A 19815-nucleotide genomic window follows, 5' to 3' on the forward strand; every position below is an offset into this window, starting at 1 on the left:
GTGAATTCCGCTTCGGAAGCCGCCCCGCCGCCCTCTCCCGCCCCGGGCGCCGGCCGGACGTTACCCCGGCTGGCGCAACGTGATGCTCAGACCCGCAGCGCGCCCTGCTTTTGCTCCGCGAGGAAGCTCTGGTAGGTGGCGGCGACGCCCTCGCGCAGGCCGATGCGGGCGCGCCAGCCGAGCTTGGCCAGCCGCGACACGTCGAGGAGCTTGCGGGGCGTGCCGTCAGGTTTGCTGGGATCCCAGACGATCCGGCCGCGGTAATCGACCACCTCGGCCACGAGCTCGGTCAGCTCGCGGATGGTCACGTCGGTCCCGGTGCCCACGTTGATCCAGTCCGGCGGGTTGTCCGCGCGGAGCAGAAAGGCGCAGGCGTCGGCGAGGTCGTCGACGTGCAGGAACTCGCGCATCGGCGAACCGGTGCCCCAGGCCAGAACTTCGGGCTGGTGCGCCAGCTTCGCCTCGTGGAAGCGGCGGATGAGCGCCGGCAGCACATGCGAATTCTGCGGGTGGTAGTTGTCACCCGGCCCATACAGGTTGGTCGGCATCGCCGAGTGAAACAGGACGCCGTGCTGCTGCCGGTAGAACTGGCAGAGCTTGAGGCCGGCGATCTTCGCGATCGCGTACGCCTCGTTGGTCGGCTCGAGCGCGCTGGTGAGCAGGGCGGTCTCCTGGATCGGCTGCGGAGCGAGCTTCGGATAGATGCAGGAGCTGCCGAGGAACAGCAGGCGCTTCACGCCTTGCCGGTAGGCGCCGTGCACGGTGTTGGCCGCGATGGCGAGGTTCTCGTAGAGGAACTCGGCCGGATAGGTCGCGTTGGCGTGGATGCCGCCGACCTTCGCCGCGGCGATGATCGCCACATCGGGTTTCTCGGCGGCGTAAAACGCCTCGACGGCGGCCTGGTTCAGCAGGTCGAGCTCGCGGTGGCGGCGCAGGAGGAGCGTGACGCCCGGCTCCTGCTGGAAGCGGCGCACGAGCGCCGAACCGACCATCCCGTTGTGGCCAGCAATGAAGAGTTTCATCGCGCTGCGTCTCAGGCGCCCACGGTGGCGTTGTCGCGCGGGAGCGCGGCGACCCGTGCCTCGTGCTGGGCGAGTTCGTAGTCGTGGTCGACCATGAGCTTCACAAGTTCCTTGAAACGGACCTTGGGCTCCCAGCCGAGCTGGCGACGGGCCTTGTCGGGGTTGCCGATGAGCAACTCGACCTCGGCGGGGCGCTCGTAGCGGTTGTCGTACTTCACGTACTTCTCCCAATCGAGCCCGAGGTGGCCGAACGCCTCCTGGCAGAACTCGCGCACGCTGTGCGTCTCGTTCGTGGCCACGACGTAGTCGTCCGGTTTGTCCTGCTGCAGCATCAGCCACATCATCTCGACGTACTCCTTGGCGTAGCCCCAGTCGCGCTGGGCATCAAGGTTGCCGAGGTAGAGCGAGTCCTGGAGGCCGACCTTGATGCGGGTTGCGGCACGCGTGATCTTGCGGGTGACGAACGTCTCACCGCGGCGCGGGCTCTCGTGGTTGAAGAGGATGCCGTTCGACGCATGCAGCGCGTAGCTCTCACGGTAATTCACGGTCAGCCAGTACGCGTAAACCTTGGCGCAACCGTACGGGGAGCGCGGCCAGAACGGCGTGGTCTCCGTCTGCGGCACCTGCTGGACCTTGCCGAACATCTCCGAGGAGGACGCCTGGTAATAGCGGACCTTCTTCACGAGGCCGGCTTCGCGGATCGCCTCGAGGATGCGCTGGGCGCCGAGCCCGTCGACGTCGCCGGTGTATTCCGGAATGTCGAAGGAAACGCGCACGTGCGACTGGGCGCCGAGGTTGTACACCTCGTCGGGCTGGAGCTCGTAGAGCAGCTTCACCATCTGGACCGAGTCCGCCAGGTCGCCGTAGTGGAGGAACAGCCGGACGCCGTTGACGTGCGGGTCGCGGTAAAGGTGGTCGATGCGGGCCGTGTTGAACGTGGACGCACGCCGGATGACTCCATGAACCTCGTAGCCCTTGGCCAGCAACAGTTCAGCCAGGTACGATCCGTCCTGACCCGTGATTCCAGTGATGAGCGCTTTTTTCATGCAAGTGGGCGGCGAACCTAGGGGGTTACGGAAGTACGCGGCAAGCCCCGAGCATGGAAATCTTCGACCGAAACTTGGATATTTTTGACAGCAGGTGCGGCGCGCCGGGGAGCAGCCGAGTGGCGTGATCCGGCAGATCAGTCCGATCAGTCGGATCGGTCCGATCGGTCGGATCACCCGGCCTCTGACATCTGACCTCCGACATCTGCCATCTGGCCTCCGGCGCAGGCGCGGTCGGCGCCTGCGGGCGGGTCAGCCCAGCGCCTTGAGCAGGCGCTCGAGTTCGGTGCGTTTGGCCTGCTGTTCGGCGAGCTGCTTCTGGGCGCCGGCGATCACGGCGGGGGGCGCCTTGTCGGTGAAGGCCTTGTTGGCCAACCGCGCCTCGGTGCCGGCGATGTGTTTGGTGATCTGGTCGAGCTCCTTCTTGAGGCGCTGCTTTTCGGCGCCCACGTCGACGGTGCTCGCCAGGTCGAGATAGACCGTGCCGAGCGGCGTGACGATGGCGGGAGCGCCCTCGACGGCCGCGCGGCGCGTGATCTCGGCGGCGCCGGCCATGCGGGTGAGGCTCGCGAGATTCGCCTCGATGGTCGTCCAGTCGGCGTTGGCCGCGGTGACCATGAGTTTCACGTCGCGGCGGCTCGCGAGATTATGCTCGGCCTTGAGGGCGCGCGCCTGGGAGACGAACGCCTTGAGCTTCTCGACGGCGGCCACGGCGGCGCGATCAAGGACAAGACCCCGGCCGTGCGCGCTGGTCGCCACCTGGGACGCATTCTCCAGCCGCGCCTCCTCGATGAACTTGCCCTCCTCGCCGTAGCCCAGCAGGTGCCAGAGCTCTTCGGTGATGAACGGGATGAACGGATGCAACAGCAGGAGCGTCTGGCGCAACACGAGGTCCTGGATCGCGAGGCAGTTGGCCTTCGTATCCGGAGACTGGAGCTTCGACTTCGAAACCTCGACGTACCAGTCGCAGAAGTCATTCCAGAAAAACCCGTACAGGGTCTGGACGGCCGCGCTGAACTCGAACTCGGCGAAGCAGCGGTTCACCTCACGCGTGGCGGAGAGCATGCGATCGAGGATCGCGTGGTCGTCGGCGTCGAACTTCGCGGGCTCGAGCCGCGCGAGGATCGCGTTGAGCGTGCGGTTGTCGCCCGCCTCGCCGCTGATCTGCCGGAACCGGCATGCGTTCCACAGCTTGTTGCAGAAGTTCTTGCCGGACTCGATGCGGTCCTCCTGGAACCGGATGTCCTGCCCCTGGGGCGCGATCGAGATGATGCCGAAGCGCAGGCCGTCGGCGCCGTACTTGTCGATCAGCGTCAGAGGGTCGGGCGAGTTGCCGAGCGACTTCGACATCTTGCGGCCCTGGTTGTCGCGGATGATGCCGGTGAAATAGACGTTCTTGAACGGGATGCGGCGCTCGATCGGCTCGCCCGGATTCATGTACTCCAAGCCGGCCATGATCATGCGCGCGACCCAGAAGAAGATGATGTCGGGACCGGTGACCAGGGTGGTCGTCGGGTAGAAGTACTCGAGACCGGCCTGCTTCATTGCGGCCTGGTCGGGCCAGCCCATGGTGGCAAACGGCCAGAGCCAGGAGGACGCCCAGGTGTCGAGGACGTCGGCCTCCTGCACCCAGTTCTCCGGGTCGGCGGGGCCTTCGAGGGAAACGTGCACCTTGGTCGGATCCTTGAGATCGGCCTCGGTGAGCGACTCCTTGTCCAAGCCTTTTCGATACCAAACCGGGATGCGGTGGCCCCACCAGAGCTGGCGGCTGATGCACCAGTCCTGGATGTTCTCGAGCCAGTGGAGGTACACCTTGCTCCAGCGCTCGGGGTGAAACTTGATGTGGCCGTCGCGCACGGCGGCCTTGGCCTCCTCGACGCGCGGGTAGCGGAGCCACCACTGCCAGGTGAGACGCGGCTCGATCGGCACGTCGGCGCGTTCGGAGTAGCCGACGTTGTTGGCGTAGGGCTCCTCGGCGACGAGGGCGCCGCAGGCCTTGAGCAACTCGCCCGCCTTCTTGCGGCCGGCGAAACGCTCGAGTCCGGCGAGTTCCGGCCCGGCGAGTTCGTTGAGCACGCCGTTGGCGTGGAGGACATCGATCGCCTCGAGCCCGTGGCGGCCGCCGACCTCGAAGTCGGCCTTGTCGTGCGCCGGGGTGATCTTCAGCGCGCCGGTGCCGAACTCCATATCGACGGCGGTATCGGCGATGATCGGAATCTCGGCGGCGGGCCCGATCGGGCGGCGGACCTTCTTGCCCACCCAGCCGGCGTAACGCGGATCAGACGGGTGCACCGCGATGGCGACGTCGCCCGGAATGGTCTCGGGGCGCGTGGTCTTGACCTCGATGAAGGTGCCGGGGGCGTCGACGCGCTCGTAGCGCACGCGGTACATGACGCCGTTGGCGGGCTTCATGATGACCTCCTCGTCGCTCAACGCGGTGAGCGAGACGGGGCACCAGTTCACCATGCGCTTGCCGCGGTAGATGTGGCCCTTGCGGAAGAGGTCGACGAAGACCGAGAGGACGGCCTTCGAGTAGTGCGGGTCCATCGTGAACTGGGTGCGATCCCAGTCGCAGGAGGCGCCGAGCCGGCGGAGCTGCTCGAGGATGATGCCGCCCTTTTCGGCGCGCCAGTCCCAGACCTTCTCGAGGAACTTCTCGCGGCCGAAATCGTGACGGGTCTTCTTCTGCTTGCGCAGTTCGCGCTCGACGACGGTCTGCGTGGCGATGCCGGCGTGGTCGGTCCCGGGGATCCAGAGCGCGGATTTGCCTTCGAGGCGGGCGCGACGGATAAGGATGTCCTGCAACGTGTTGTTCAGGACGTGGCCCATGGTGAGCACGCCGGTGACATTCGGCGGCGGGATGACGATCGAGTACGGCTCACGGCCCGGCTCGACGCGGCCGGCAAACTGGCCGCCTGCCTGCCAAGCGGCGTACCATTTCTTTTCCACCTCACGCGGTTCGTAGCTCTTGCTGATCTCGGCCATGGTCTTTGCGAAAAGTTAAACGCGGGAGAAAACCGGCCGCCGCCCGGGGAAGCAAGGGCGGAAAAGGGGAAGAAAAAGTGAGGGTGAAAATGAAAGTGAGCGGGGCGGAGGGGCGGGCGGAGACGGCGGGGGGCCGCCCCAAAATCTTTCTCTTTCTCGTTCTCTCAGACCGACTGCGCCGCCCGGCGCGGCCATACGAACCGCGGGGGGGGGGACAGTGGGCGCTCTCGCCAGAATCCGGACATTATCCCCCAGTATCTGGACATTATTCCGACGAGTATCTGGACATTATCGCTACTCGCTGATGATCGCTGAATTATAATTGCAGCCTCCTGCCCTGGGGTCGTGCACGGGAGGTCGTATGCGGGCGGTCCAGCGGGTGGCGTTCCTGCGCGGCAAGGAACCGAGTCAGGGCAGACAGAAGGAGGATGGAGCGGGTGAACGCGGGGGACGGCGGGCGGCCGGGGGGGGGACGCGTGGGCTTCAGGTAGCGGAGGTCACGGGTCGGCGGCGGCGGCCGTTGCCGCGACGACGGATGGGGCGGATTGAGAGAACGAGAAAGAGAAAGAGAACGAGAAAGATTTGGGGGCCTGGGCTGCCAGGACCCCCAGTCGCCCCCCCCGGCGATTTCGTGGTTTGCGCGGGGCGGGGAATACCGTTCACTCGCGCGTTCCCCCATGTCCGCCGATATCCACCAGCATGCCAGCGAACACCTGAGGTTCGACGGCGACGTCGCCGTCGCCACGCGTCTCGCTGCCTGCAAGGAGTTTCTCAAGACCGAGACGGCCGCGCTGCGCAGCCGTCACGAGGCCGGCGGCTCAGGGCTGCAGATCTGCCACGAACGCGCCGCGACCATCGACGAGCTCCTGCGCAGCCTCTTCAACTACGCGATCAAGTCCTACGCCCGGCTGCCGGACAGCGTCCCCACCCCGGTCGCCCTCGTCGCGCTGGGCGGCTACGGCCGCGGCGAGCTGTCGCCGTGGAGCGACGTCGACGTGATGTTCCTGTTTCCCACCAAGACCCCGGTCGAGGAGGCGAAGCCGCTCCAGGAGCACCTTACCAACGAGATCCTCTACGTCCTCTGGGATTGCGGCCTGAAGGTCGGCCATTCGACGCGCACCATCGACGACGCGTTCGCCGAGGCGCGGAAGGATATCCAGACCAAGACCGCGCTGCTCGAGGCGCGGTTCATCGCCGGCTCCGAGAAGGTTTACGCCACGTTCTCTCAGGCGTACCGCAGCTACTACATCAGCGAGGATCCCAAGGGCTACATCGAGTCCCGTCTCGACGACCAGGCCGCGCGCCGCGCCAAGTTCGCCAACACGGTTTTCAACCAGGAGCCCGATATCAAGAACGGCGTCGGCGGCCTGCGCGATTACCAGAACGCCGTGTGGATGGCCCGGGTGAAGCTCGACATCACCTCCATCAACGAGCTCGCCGCGCAGAACTACCTTCGCGTCGACGACCTCGCCGCCTTCCGCCGCGCGTACGACTTCCTGCTCCGCGTCCGCAACGAGCTGCACTTCATGTCCAACCGCGCGACCGACATGATGAGTCTGGACCAGCAGGTGATGCTCGCGGAGCGGCTCGCCTACAACGACGCCGAGCGGCTCGTGCGCGTGGAGCATTTCATGCAGGACTACTATAAGTCCGCGCAGACCATTTATCGCGTTTCCAAGCTCGTCGAGGACCGGCTCGCGCTAAGCATCGGCCGCAACGCCAACGCCGCCGCCGGCCGCTCGTTCCGCGAGTCCCTCCTCGCCTCCCGTTTCCAGAAGACCAAGCGCCTCGACGGGTTCGTCCTGCGCGGCCGCGAACTGGTCGCCGAAAAGCCCGAGGTCTTCCGCGAGGACCCCATCCGCCTGCTGCGGGTGTTCCGCCACAGCCAGCAGCTCGAGGCCCCGCTCGAGTTTCACCTCGCCGAGCTCATCCGCTCCTCCCTGCCCCTGCTCACCCGCGAGGTCGTCCACTCGCCCGACGCCAACCTCTCCTTCCGCGCCATCCTGTCGGAGCGCGGCGCCGTGTTTCCCGTGGTCTCGAAGATGCACGAGCTCGGCGTGCTCGCCCGGTTCATTCCCGAGTTCGACGGGCTTACGTGCCTCGTCCAGCACGAGTTCTATCACCGGTACACGGCCGACGTGCACACGTTGAACGCGATCCGCGAACTCGACCGCATCTACACCGAGGCCGAGCCGATCACGCTGAAGTATCGCGCTGCGCTGCACGAGACGGAGGACGCCTCCCTGCTCTATCTGACGCTCCTATTGCACGACATCGGCAAGGCCGAGGGCATCCGGGGCCATGCCGACGCGGGCGTCAGGATTTCCCTGCCCATTCTCGAGCGGCTCGGGGTCGCGCCGGAGCACCGTGAACTCATCGCTTTCGTCATCAAAAATCATCTCGCGATGGCACGATTCTGGCAGAAGCGGGACGTCGATGACCCCCAGACTGCCATTGCTTTCGCCGACCTCGTCGGTACCGCGGAACACCTCCGCCACCTCTACGTGCACACGTTCTGTGACGCCCGGGCGACTTCCGTCGACCTGTGGAACAGCTACAAGGACACGCTGCACACCACCCTCTACCGATCGACGTTCGAGCGTCTGAAGCACGGCCAGGCCGTCGACGCCTCGATGCAGGAGAAGAAGAAAATGACCCAACAGGAACTCATCACGAAGAAGATCCCCGGGATCAGCGCGGACGAGATCAACGCCCATTTCAGCCTGCTGCCCGACCGGTACTTCGTGCAGACCGACCCGGCCGAAATCGCGGTGCACATCCAGATGGTGAACCGCCTGCTGCAGTCGATCACCTCAGCGGACTCGGTCGGTTCGCTGCGTCCGATCATCGAGTGGAACGACGACCTCAACCGCTCCCTGACCGTGGTCAACGTCGTCACCTGGGACCGCGCCGGCCTCTTCTACAAACTCGCGGGCGCGTTCAGCGTCGCCGGTTTGAGCATTCTCGGCGCGAAGGTCATCTCGCGCACCGACCACATCGCGATCGACACATTCTACGTCGTCGAGCCCGGCCGCGGTCCGGTGCAGAGCGCCGTCGCCCAGGAGAAGTTCGCCAAGACGATCGAGGAGGCGCTGGTGGCCAACCGCGATCTCCTGCCGGAGATCCTTGCGCAGGCGAAGCGCCTGGCGTCCACCCGCTACCTTTCCACCGCCGCCAACCACGACGCGCTGCAGAGCTCGTTTCCTCCGACCGTGGAGGTTTACCACGAGCTCTCGATGCAACGGACGATCGTCGAGGTGCAGGCGCGGGATCAGATCGGCCTGCTGTTCCGCCTGGCGAAGACGATCTCCGATCACAGCTTCGACATCACCTTCGCCCGCATCGGCACCGAGCGCGGCATGGCGATCGACACCTTCTACATCGAGGACGTGAACGACGCCCCCGTGGAGGACGAACGCCGGCTGCATGCGCTGCGCGACGCGCTGAAGGAGATCATCACGCCGGCCGCCGCGGACACGCCGGCCGAAGCCGCTGGCGCGGCAAAAGGGGCGACGGCGACGGGCGCAACCGCGCCCAAGACCGTGGCGCCAGCCAAGGCAGGCGGCCGCTAAGCCGGCAGGGCGGCGACCGGCGCAGCGCGGTCGCGCTCCGCGCTGCGTTGGACGATTCATGCTGATATGGCCGGGGTTTACGTTTGACCGCAGCCAAGCGTCTGGCTGAACGGGCGGCATGATCGCCGCCCCGAATTCCCGCACTTGGCCCTGGGCATGCCTGGGCACGGCGGCATTGTTCGGCGCGTTCCTGTTCGCGTACCTGCCGCAGGGGGTGGTCGCGCTCAACGATGACTTCGCGTACCTGCGCTCGATCGTAGAAACGCTCCAGCGCGGGCGGATCTGGACCGACGAGTTCCTCGAACCCTGGGCCCTGTCACTCACCGGCGCGGCGGCCGCGCTATACCGGCTGACCGGCAGTTTCACCTTTGCCGTGCAGGGCCTGCAGGTCGCGGCGGCAGTCGCATCGGGCTTCTTCGCCGCCCGCTTCGTCCAGCACGCCACGCGATCCACCCCGCTGGCTGTCGGCATCGCGCTGGCGATCCTGACTTTCCCGACCGCGCTGTGGAAGCAGGCGGAGTTCACGGCGATGGTCATCTACCTGCCGGCGCTCCTGGCGACGATCGCGTACGCGGCCCGGCGCGCGTGGCTCGGCTTCTTCATCGCCTTCGCGGTGGCCCTGGGGAGTCGCCAAAGCGCGATCGTCTGGCTCGTGTTTCCAATGCTGGAGGTCGCCGGCCGCGCCGTTGGCCGAAAAGGCCGGCCAGGCTTCGCGTCCGCACTCGTCGTGCTGGCGCTCGGCGCGGCGTGGTGGTGGGGCGTGACACGGTACGCCCACGTCACCACGGCACAGCGCGCGATCACCGACCACATTCTGGGTGCCGTGACGCTCAGCCTGCTCGTCAGCCATCTATTGACGGCATTCTGGGTGATGGGCGTGGGCACGGGCATCGCAGGGCTCGTCTTGTGGCTCGCGGGGCAACGCCTGACGCGGCAGCGAACGCGCCTGGAGCGGGGGGCGGGGGTCATCGTCGGATTGATCCTGCTGGGAACCTTGCCGCTGGTCGGGAACGCGAGCGGGCTCTCGTTCGAGCACCCGCTTTTCGACCACGGCGGCGCGACGCCCTTTCTCCGGGCGCTGGTTGCGCTCGGTGCGCTCGGCTGGGCGGTCGCCGCCCCGCGGCTGGAGTTCCGCTTCGCCGGCGCGGCGCTCGCGGCCGCCGGGCTGGCCAGCGTGAAGGCGCAGCTCTGGGACTACTACCTCATCGATGCGGTGCTCTTCGCGGTCGCCGGAGTCGTCGCCCATTCCGGGCTCCACGACCGCGCGAACGCCACGCCCCGTTGGGCGCGAGCGGCCGCCCTGGCGACGCTCGGCGCCCTGGTCATCAGCGCGGTGGTCGTCACCAGCAAGACCAAGCAAGCCATCGACGAACGCGCGGCGGCGGGCGTGGTGCTCGAACGCGCGTTGCGCGCCGGGTGGATGCGCCCCGATGAGCTTTCCCACGCGCCCTTCGGTTTCGTGGGCTGGCACCTGTACCCCTATTACGCGCGGCACGAAGGCAAAGGCTCGGGCGATCTCGCCGGCTTCGGCGCCTACATCCGTGGCTCGTCGGTCGATTTCCGCATCGATGAAGTGCCGCGCCATGCCTCCACGGCCGACTATCCGCCCGATGTCGCGCACCCCTTCTCGGAGGTGCATCCCGCCGGGTGGTTTCGCACCGCGCGCTTCTATCTCGTACGGCGCGACGATCCGCGCCCGGCGGCAGTCGCGATCAACCGCGCCGAGTACGTGCCGCAGCCGTTTCCGCTCAACGACGCGGAGTGGCGGCTGTTGATTGACGCGAAGCCGGTCCGCTAGGTCCCGCGCTCCCGGGCACGACTTTCGCGTTGGCCAAGGCTCGGCCGGCTCGCATAACTCCGGGCCGTGGACCACAACCGGCCGCCCACTCCCACCTCCTCGCCCACCGGCGCTCCGCCGCCGCCCGCCAGCGCCGATCCCCGCGTGCTCCCGGCGCTGTACCAGATCGCCTCGCTGGCCGCCCGCACCGACGACCCCGAGTTTGCGCTGCGCGAGCTGCTTGATCTTTTCGTCACCCTGTTCCGCGCCGATGCCGGGTCGATCGCCCTCATCAGCCCCGACACCGGCCGGCTCGAAACCGAGGTGCAGGTGGGAGGCGCCGCCCCCCGCGACCTTCCGGGCCTGAAGCTCGGCCACGGCGTCACCGGCTGGTGCGTGCTCAATCGCCGCCCGCTGCTCGTGCGCAACGTCGCCACGGAGCCGCGCTACATCGCGGTCCGCGCCGCGACGTGTTGCGAGATGGCGGCGCCGATGCTCGACGAGGACGGCGTGGTGGGCGTGGTCGATCTCGAGAGCAACCAGGTCGACGGCTTTGCGCCCGGCGACCTCACCGCGCTGGTGCAGCTGGCCGGTGAGGCTGCACGCGTGCTGCAACGCCTCTGGCAGGTTCGCCACCTCCAGGGCAAGGCGCGCCAGCTCGAGTCCCTCATCTCGGCCGGCCAGTCACTTGTCACCAAGCTCGAGCAGCAGGAGCTCTTCGACACCCTCGCCCGCGAGGCGCGCGACATGCTCTGCGGCTGCGCCTGCGCACTGCACCTGTACGACGCCACCGCCGACACCGTCCGGCTCGCCGCGTGGAGCGGACCGCGCGCGCTGACGTTGTCCACGACGCCGCTGCCGCTCGACTCCTGCATGGTGGCGGCCGCGATCCACACGCGCCGCGCGGTGACGTTTGCCGATGTGCAGACGCCGGACTTCCGCGAACTCGCCGACCTGCCGCCCGACGCCACGCTGACCTCGGCGCTGATCACGCCGATGCTGTTCGAGGGCGAAGTGCTCGGCGTGATCGTGGTGTTCACCGACCGGATCCGGCGCTTCGACAACGACGACAAGCGCCTGAGCGCCGCGCTCGCCAGCCTCGGCGCGGTAGCGCTGCAGAACGCGCGCCTCTACGCGCGCGTGTTCGAGAGCGAGGACGTGCTGCGCAAGAACGAGCGCCTCACCACGCTCGGGCTGCTCGCGGCGGAGATCGCGCACGAGATCCGCAATCCGCTCACCGTGCTCAAGCTGCTCCACGGCGGCCTCGGTCTGGACTTCGCCCCCGGCGACCCGCGCCACACCGACATGCGCGTGATCAGCGAAAAGCTCGACCAGCTCGAGGCGATCGTCGGCCGCGTGCTCAACTTTGCCCAGGCGCCCTCCAGCCTCCACGCGCGCGTCTCCCTCACCGACATCATCGGCGACACGCTTGTGCTCGTCCGGCTCAAGCTGGCGCAGAGCAAGGTCGCGCTGCGCTTCGAGCCGCCCGCCCGCCCGCTCTTCGTCGACGCCCACAAGGGCCAGATCCAGCAGGTGCTGCTCAACCTGCTCCTGAACGCGACGCACGCCATGCCCGAGGGCGGCTCGATCACGATCCGTGTCGGGCCCGAGGAGCGCGCGGGGACGAAGCTCGCCCGCATCGACATCGTCGATACGGGGCGCGGCGTGCCCGAGGCGATCCGCGACCGGATCTTCGACTCGTTCCTCTCCGGGCGGCCCGACGGGACCGGTCTGGGCCTGGGCATCGCCAAGCGCATCCTGGCCTCGCACCACGGCGACATCGCGCTGCACGACACCGGTCCCGCCGGCACAACCATGCGGATCACGCTGCCGCTCGCCAAATGACCGCCTCTCCTTCCACCCCACCCTCGCCCTCCCCCGCGCCGGCTGCCGACGCGGAGCTCGCCCGCAGACGTATTCGGCAGCGGCGGACGCTGATCGTCCTCAGCTTCGTCCTCATCGCCGCCGGCATCGTGGTGCTCACCGCGCTGCCCCGGCTGCCCCTCCCGATGCGCATTCTGACCGGCCTCGGTGATATCTTCCTCGGCATGATCCTGCTCGTGGTGGTCCGCCAACACCACTGAGGAAGACCGCGGAAGAAGAACCGCGGAAGAAGAAGGCGGACCGCGAAAGACGCGAAGGGGCGCGAAAATCAGGGGCAGGCGATCGCGAGTGGTGCAGACGCCGCGCAGCGTCGACCACCTGGTGTCTTCGCGGGCTCGGTTCGCGGGCGTTCGCGGTTTCTCTCCGACAATCTTGCGGATCGGCACGGTGGTGCGGCAACACCGGCTTTTCAGAAGGGGAGTAACCACTAATGGACTCGAGGGGACACGAATCATCGGACCGCTACCCCGACGCCGATCACCTGTTTCATCCGTGGCTGTACTACTTCCGCGTTTCGGGGTGCATTGCGGTCGACAGCAGAAGGAGCACCGCGAAAGGCGCGAAGGGGCGCGAAAATCTGCGGTCGGCGGGAGCGAGATGGGAATGCGTGAGCGGTGGCAGAGGACCGCGGGTTTTCGCGGGCTCGGTTCGCGGCCGTTCGCGGTTCTTTCTTCCGGCGATTTCGAGGGGCGGGATGACGGGGCGGCGACACCGGCTTACCAGAAGGGGGGGATTAACCACGAATGGACACCAATGGACACGAATGACCAGGCATCCCTATCCGCCACCTCGTCAGCGGTCTTCCTTCGTGTTCATTCGTGTGCATTCGTGGCTAAGCCTCTTCCGCGTTTCGGGGTGCATTGCGGACACCAGCAGGAGCACCGCGAAAGGCGCGAAGGGGTGCGAGAATCTGCGGTGGGCGGGAGGAAGGAGAGAATGCGTGCGCGTGGCCGAGGACCGCGGATTTTCGCGGCTCGGTTCGCGAGCGTTCGCGGTTCTAACGGCACGGATTTTTGCGGATGGGGAGAACGAGAAAGATGGGTTGGGAGATCACCCTTGAGGGGGTTCGCGGGAGTTCCGTGGGGGCGTCGTGTGCGGTGGTCGCCGCGGAGGCCAACTACCGGGTTGCGGAGCGGCAGGGGGCTGATCAGCTTCGCGGCATGCTCGCAACCCTCGTGATGACGGTGATCGGGGCCGACCGGCCCGGCTTGGTGCAGATGGTGGCCACGCGCGTCGCCGATCACGGCGGCAACTGGCTCGAGAGCCGGATGTGCCGGCTCGGCGGACAATTCGCCGGCATCCTGCGCGTTGAGGTCTCCACCGACCGCCGCGACGAGCTGGTGAACGCGCTCCGCACCCTCGAAGTCGACGGCCTGCGCGTGATCATGCACGCCGAAGGCGGCGCCACGACCGCTCCCGTTGATCGCCCCCTCGTCCACGTCGAGATCGTCGGTCACGACCGCCCCGGCATTCTGCGCAGCGTGTCCGGCGTCTTCGCCGCCCACGGACTCAACGTCGAGGAACTCGCCTCCGAGCGCGTCAACGCGCCGATGGACGGCGGCACTCTCTTCCGCGCCAAGGCGACTGTGTTCGTCCCGCCCACCGCCAAGATGTCCGCCGTGCGCGCCGACCTGGAGAAGATCGCGTCCGACCTGATGGTCGACGTGAAGGTCGACTAAGCCGGCCCAAGTGGCCGGCGCGGTCTTACTCTTTCTCATCCTCTTCCTCTTTCTCCCCGCCGCCGGGGCTTCGGCCCGGTCGCTCCTGGCCGCGTCGCGCCGCCAGTATCCGGACATTATTCCGGAGTATCCGGACATTATTCCGCCGAGTATCTGGACATTATTCCAAGCGCCTCACCACAGGGTGATTATAATTGCAGCCTCCTGCCCTCGTTGTCCGGACCAGGGGCTCCTGCGGCGCTCGCCCGCGCCATCCGACTAGGTTGGCGCGTTTCTCGCGGTGCCCGACGATTGGTCGACGCCGCGGCCCGCTGGTCGCGCGCTCGGGGTGAGAGAGCGAGAACGACTTCGTGAATGAACGATGGCTCACTGCCACGACACGAGGTCTCCGCCCCGGAACCTTCCAACCTGGAACCTCCTAACCTGTAACCTCCTAACCTGGGACTCCGGCGGCGCGTCCGCGCCGCCGCCGGTCACTCCTCCAGTTCCACGTTCCAGTAGGCGACGTCGAGGAAGTCCTTCCACACCTCGTGCTGCTGGTTGCCGAGGACGAGGGAGATGACGGGGCGCCACTTCGGGCGCTGGGGCTTGCGGATCAGGCGCATGCCGGCCTCGTGCGGCAGCCGGTTGGCCTTGCGGGTGTTACACTTCACGCACGAGCAGACGATATTCTCCCACGTCGTCTTCCCGCCGTTGTCGCGCGGGATCACGTGATCGAGGTTGAGCTCCTCGCGCGGCAGCACGCGGGCGCAGTACTGGCAGGTGTTCTTGTCGCGCTCGAAGACGTTGTTGCGCGTGAGCTTCAGTTCCTTGCACGGCAGCTTGTCGAAAAACGTCAGCAGGATCACGCGCGGCAGCCGGATCGTCCGCGTGGGCGTCCGCACCATCTCCATCTGCTCGACCGGCGGGTTGTGGACCGAGAAATCGATCCAATCCAGCATCGAGAACGTACGAAAATCATCTTCGTGGTGGTGAACAACTTGAGCGTGCCCCCGGGCCAACAGGGCAAAGGCGCGCCGGGCGCCAATCACGTTCACCGCCTGCCATAGGCGGTTCAAAACGAGCACCGGTTGTTCGAGCGCCGTTTGCATACGGGGGCAGGCCAATAACCGCGGGACCGCCGGAGTGTCAAGGGTACGGCCAAGTGGCCCAGCAATCGTATTGCGAATCACGGCCGGCGGGAAATTATCGCCGCGACTCGTCCTGAATTTTCACGTCTCACCCTCCATGCGTTTCCCTATCCTTGCCGTGCGGCGACTGCTCGCCGCTTCCGTCCTGGTTCTGGCCGCAGGCGCCGCCCACGCGCTCACGGTCGTCCCCCCCACGTTCGACGAACTGGTCGCCAAGGCCAACGTCGTCGTCCGCGGCGTGGTCACGAAAGTCGAGGCCAAGACCGTCGAGACGTCCCAGGGCACCGCGATCAAGACCTACGTCACGTTCAAGGTGGAGCGGACGCTCAAGGGCACGACCGAGGACGAGGTGACGCTCCAGTTCCTCGGCGGCAAGGTCGGCCGGCGCACGCTCAAGGTCGTCGGCATGCCGACGTTCAGTGTCGGTGACCGCGAGATCGTCTTCGTCGGCGACAACGGCCGTGTGATCTGCCCGCTCATCGCCGCCGGCCACGGTCGGTACCGGCTCGAGACCGATCCCGCCACCAAGGTCGAACACGTCGCGCGCGAGAACCACGCGCCACTGGCCTCGACCGCCGAGATCGCCGCCCCGCTCGATCACAGCACCGCCGCCCTCTCCTCCAGCGCGGCCATGACGCGCGAGGACTTCGAGTCCCGCATCATCGCCGCCGTCTCCAACTCCCAGACCGCCTCCCAGAAATGAGCGCCCTCTCCTCTTCCCTCCGGTCCGCGAGCCTCGCCGCGGCGCTCTTCGCCGGTCTCGCCGGCGCGGTCGACGTTTACGCCTACACCTCGCTTGGCGGTTCCTGGAAGAACGGCTCGATCCCGATGCGCCTGCAACTCGACGCCACCGCGCCGGCGGTGACCATGCCGCTGCAGGATGGCTCCACCAGTTGGAACACGATCGCCCAGCAGTCGCTCGCCGCCTGGAACGCCGAGATGATCCGGAGCCAGCTGACCAGCACGACGTCCACCTCGTCCGCCGCGGAGATGTACGACGGCATCAACAGCGTGCTGTTCGCCACCACGATCTATGGTGATGCGTTCGACAGCACCACGCTGGGCGTAACACTCGTGAACTACTACGACGACTACGGCCTGCCCACGCCCCAGATCACCGAAGCCGACCTGATCATTAACAAGAACCGGACATGGAACTCCTACTCCGGCGTGATCCGCTCCAACCCGCTCGATTTCCGCCGGGTGCTCCTGCACGAGCTCGGCCACGTCATCGGCCTCGATCATCCCGACCAGGCCAACCAGAACGTGACGGCTCTGATGAACAGCACGGTGAGCAATGTCGCCGGGCTGCAGACCGACGACCGCAGCGGCGCCAACTACCTCTATCCCGCCGCCTCCGCGCTGCCCGCCTCCAACATCACGCTTCAGCCGACCGCCCAAAGCGGCGCCGTCGGCAGCTCCGTCGCCCTTACCTTCGGCCTCAACGGCAGCACCACCCCGCCCGAGAAATCGCTGTTCCTCAACTACCGTTGGTACTTCAAGGCCTCGGGCGCGTCGGCGTACGAGCCCCTGTTCACCGTAAACACCGGCACGCTCAGCTTCGGCACCCTGCAACTCCTCGATGCCGGCAGCTACTACGTCCAAATCCAGACGCCCAACGGCACCGTAAACAGCAACGCCGTGAACGTCGCCGTCACGCCGGTCACCCTCGATAAGAACACCTGCCTGTTCAACCTTTCCACCCGCGCGCTCAACGGCTCCGCCACCAACCCGCTGACCGTCGGGTTCGTGATCTCCGGCACCGACAACAAGCGGATCCTGCTTCGGGCCGTCGGGCCCACCCTCGCCGACCCGCGATTTGGCATCTCCAATCCGCTGAGCGATCCCAAGCTCACCCTCGTCAACCAGACCACCGGCGCGATCCTCGCCACGAGCACGGCGATCTGGAGTCAGGCCGCCAACGCCGCCGAGATCCGGACCACCACCGGCCAAGTGTACGGGTTCCCGCTGCAGGAAGGCTCCCGCGACGCCGTGCTGCTGGTTTCTCTGCCGCCCGGCGCCTACACCGCCGTGGCCACCAGCCCGAGCAGCGGCTTGGGCACCGTCCTCTTCGAAGCCTACGATGCCGACACGACCAAGACCGCCACCTCCAGTCGGTTCTACAACCTGTCCACGCGCGGCTACGTCAGCACCGGCAACAACGTGATGGTCGCCGGCTTCGTCGTCAGCGGCACCGCGCCCCGCACCTACCTGATCCGGCTCGCGGGGCCGACCCTCGCATCGAAACTCGGTGTGACCGACACCCTGTACGATCCGTACCTGAAGCTCTACCGGCACAACGACGACGGCAGCGGCGACACCCTGATCCGCGAAACCGATGACTGGGATTCGCCGTCCGCCACCCAGCCCTCTCTGAAGGCGGCGGCGGCGGCCGCGTACGCCTTCGCCTTCGATCTGGAGAACGCGGGCAATCGCCGGGAGTCCTCGATGCTCGTGACGCTCGCTCCCGGCCAGTACACCGCGATGGCTTCGGGCAACGACAACGGCGGCGACAACAGTCCGTCCGGCAACGCGCTGATCGAGATTTACGAGCTGAATCTGTGACCGAAATACCGGCGGCGGCCGCGCCGTCGCCGGTCGTTTGCGCCTGCCCGCACAGGCGGCTTGCCCGGCCTGCCGTGGGTCCTCAGCGTGGCGCCCGTTCATGGCCTTCCCATCCTCTCCCACCGTCCTCGCCGCGCGTTCCCTGACCGCGGCCGAGCTTGAGACCCAGCGTGCCGAAGCCCTCCTGAAGATCTATGCCTGGATGCACCTGTCGCGGGCGGCCGATAACCGGATTCTCGAGCTGTTCCGCCAGGGCCTGATCCGCGGCACCGTCACCGGCGGGCAGGGCAACGAGGGCCTGATCGTCCCGCTGGCGCTCCTCGCCGACAAGGCCACCGACGTCGTCTCCTTCACGCACCGCGACCTCGGCGGCCACCTGATCTGGAGCGGCCACCTCTGCGAGCACCTCAACCAGTATTTCGCCAACGCGGGCAGCCCGACCAAGGCGCGCGAGGGCAACATCCACCACGGCGATCCCGCGCACCGCTCGCTGCCGATGATCAGCCACCTCGGCACGATGCTCTCCAACGTCGCGGGCGCGACGGATTCCCAGCGCCGCCAGGGCCGGAAGGCCGTGGGTTTCGCGCTCTTCGGCGACGGCGGTTCGAGCACGGGCGACATCCACGAGACGCTCAACCTCGCCTCGCTGCTGTCGCTGCCGGTGGTGTTCGTGATCGAGAATAACGGCTACGCGTACTCGACGCCCGTTTGCGAGCAGTTCGCCGCCGGCACCGAGCTGTGGCGCCGCGCCGCCGGCTACGGCATCGAGGGTTTCGCCGCCGACGCGACCGACCCCGAGGCCTGGGCGTGCACGCTCGCCGCCACGATCGAAAAGGTCCGCGCGACCTCCCGCCCCGTGCTGATCGAGGCGCACACGCTGCGGCTCCGCGGCCACGCGGCCTACGACACCTGCGATTACCTTCTGCCCGGCGAGAGTGACGGCTTCTTCGCGCGGGACCCGCTGCCCAAGCTGCGCGCGCGCGTGGTCGCGGCCGTCGGCGCGGCCCGCGTCGAGGCGCTCGAAGCGGAACTCAACGCCCATCTCGAAGCCTGCGTGCAGGTCGCGCTCGGCACGCCGCGGCCGACGCCCGGCAACATGGAGGCCGACCTTTTCGCGCCGGAGTCGGCGCTGCTGCCCTGGCAGCCCACGCCGGCCGAGCCCGCCCAGTTGAACCTCGCCCAGGCGGTCAATCTCGGCCTGCGCAAGATCCTCACCGAGCGCCCCGAATCGCTCGTCATGGGCCAGGACATCGGCACCTACGGCGGCGCGTTCAAGGTGACGGACGGCCTGCTCAAGGAGTTCGGCCGCCCCCGCGTGTTCAACACGCCCCTGGCCGAGAGCGCCTGCACCGGCTACGCGATCGGACTCGCGTTGAACGGCCACCGCCCGATCGAGGAATTCCAGTTCGCCGACTTCTCCACCGAGGCGACGACGCAGATCACGCAGAATGCCGCGACGATGCACTTCCGCTCCGGCGCGTCCTGCCCGCTCGTCTTCCGCCTGCCCGCCGGCGGCGGACTCACCTTCGGTTCGTTCCACTCCCAGGAACTCGAATCGTTCTTCCTGGCCATGCCGGGGCTCAAGGCGCTGTACCCAAGCACGCCGCAGGACGCCTTCAACGCCCTGCTCGCCGCCTACGAGGACAACAACCCCGTGCTGCTCTTCGAGCACAAGGGCCTCTACCGCCGCGGCAAGGCCACTGTCGCCTGGGATCCCGCCTACCGCGAGGTCTGGCAACCCCGCCAGGTGGCGCGCGGCGACTACGCGACCTTCGTCACCTACGGCGAGATGGTCCATGTCGCGACCGACGCCGCCGCGTACCTGCGCGAGGAATACGAGCTCGCCTTCGACCTCTTCGACCTGCGCGCGCTGTCGCCCCTGCGGCTCGACGCGATCGAGGCGTCGCTCGCCCGGACCGGCCGGCTCATCGTCCTCCACGAGGGCCGCCGCACCCACGGCTTCGGCGCCGAACTCGTCGCCCGCCTCACCGAGCAGCATTTCAGCGCGCTCAAGGCCGCCCCGCTCCGCATCGCCGCCCTCGACCTCCCGGTTCCGTTCGCGCCCGAACTGGAGGCCGTTTACCGGCCGACTAAGGACGCGATCGTCGAGCGCATCGCCGCCTGGATGCAGTAAGCGCCCGGCGCCTTCACGATT

Annotated in this window: 12 protein-coding genes; 8 read left to right on the forward strand and 4 right to left on the reverse strand. The window is 67.3% G+C overall.

What is annotated here, in order from left to right:
- Positions 1-86: 86 nt before the first annotated feature.
- From DB354_RS05310 to DB354_RS05320, 3 genes are all read right to left on the reverse strand, one after another.
- The gene (locus DB354_RS05310) at positions 87-1022 is read right to left on the reverse strand and encodes a GDP-L-fucose synthase (RefSeq protein WP_107834406.1); all 936 of its coding nucleotides are present in this window, start codon (positions 1020-1022) and stop codon (positions 87-89) included.
- An 11-nt stretch (positions 1023-1033) separates the two neighbouring features.
- Positions 1034-2068, reverse strand: coding sequence for a GDP-mannose 4,6-dehydratase (gene gmd / locus DB354_RS05315; protein WP_107834407.1), 1035 nt, complete (start codon positions 2066-2068; stop codon positions 1034-1036).
- A 252-nt stretch (positions 2069-2320) separates the two neighbouring features.
- On the reverse strand, positions 2321-5053 hold the full coding sequence (locus DB354_RS05320) for a valine--tRNA ligase (protein ID WP_107834408.1): 2733 nt from the start codon (positions 5051-5053) through the stop codon (positions 2321-2323).
- Positions 5054-5730: 677 nt separating this feature from the next.
- On the opposite strand from DB354_RS05320, the gene glnD reads away from it, so the two are divergent.
- The 5 genes from glnD (at position 5731) to DB354_RS05345 (ending at position 13965) form a co-directional block, all read left to right on the forward strand.
- A complete protein-coding gene (gene glnD, locus DB354_RS05325) occupies positions 5731-8625 on the forward strand; it encodes a [protein-PII] uridylyltransferase (RefSeq protein ID WP_107834409.1) in 2895 nt (964 codons plus the stop codon).
- Between the two features lie 118 nt (positions 8626-8743).
- Positions 8744-10423: a hypothetical protein gene (locus DB354_RS05330; protein ID WP_107834410.1), complete on the forward strand. Its 1680-nt coding sequence runs from the start codon at positions 8744-8746 to the stop codon at positions 10421-10423.
- 66 nt (positions 10424-10489) lie between these two features.
- Entirely contained in the window at positions 10490-12247 is a 1758-nt protein-coding gene (locus DB354_RS05335) for a GAF domain-containing protein (RefSeq protein WP_107834411.1), read from the forward strand.
- A complete protein-coding gene (locus DB354_RS05340) occupies positions 12244-12486 on the forward strand; it encodes a hypothetical protein (protein ID WP_107834412.1) in 243 nt (80 codons plus the stop codon). The genes DB354_RS05335 and DB354_RS05340 overlap by 4 nt, the downstream gene beginning before the upstream one ends.
- 960 nt (positions 12487-13446) lie before the next feature.
- A complete protein-coding gene (locus tag DB354_RS05345) occupies positions 13447-13965 on the forward strand; it encodes an ACT domain-containing protein (RefSeq protein ID WP_107834681.1) in 519 nt (172 codons plus the stop codon).
- A 473-nt stretch (positions 13966-14438) separates the two neighbouring features.
- On the opposite strand, the gene DB354_RS05350 is transcribed toward DB354_RS05345, so the two are convergent.
- Positions 14439-15056, reverse strand: a complete 618-nt coding sequence (locus DB354_RS05350) for an HNH endonuclease (protein WP_107834413.1) — start codon at positions 15054-15056, stop codon at positions 14439-14441.
- 136 nt (positions 15057-15192) lie between these two features.
- Between DB354_RS05350 and DB354_RS05355 the strand changes: the two genes are divergently transcribed.
- The 3 genes from DB354_RS05355 (at position 15193) to DB354_RS05365 (ending at position 19794) form a co-directional block, all read left to right on the forward strand.
- On the forward strand, positions 15193-15798 hold the full coding sequence (locus tag DB354_RS05355; protein ID WP_107834414.1) for a hypothetical protein: 606 nt from the start codon (positions 15193-15195) through the stop codon (positions 15796-15798).
- Entirely contained in the window at positions 15795-17660 is a 1866-nt protein-coding gene (locus tag DB354_RS05360) for a matrixin family metalloprotease (protein WP_107834415.1), read from the forward strand. Before DB354_RS05355 ends, DB354_RS05360 begins: the two co-directional genes overlap by 4 nt.
- A 100-nt stretch (positions 17661-17760) precedes the next feature.
- On the forward strand, positions 17761-19794 hold the full coding sequence (locus DB354_RS05365) for an alpha-ketoacid dehydrogenase subunit alpha/beta (RefSeq protein ID WP_107834416.1): 2034 nt from the start codon (positions 17761-17763) through the stop codon (positions 19792-19794).
- Positions 19795-19815 lie beyond the last annotated feature (21 nt).

It is taken from the genome of Opitutus sp. ER46 (genome assembly GCF_003054705.1).
Lineage (GTDB): Bacteria > Verrucomicrobiota > Verrucomicrobiia > Opitutales > Opitutaceae > ER46.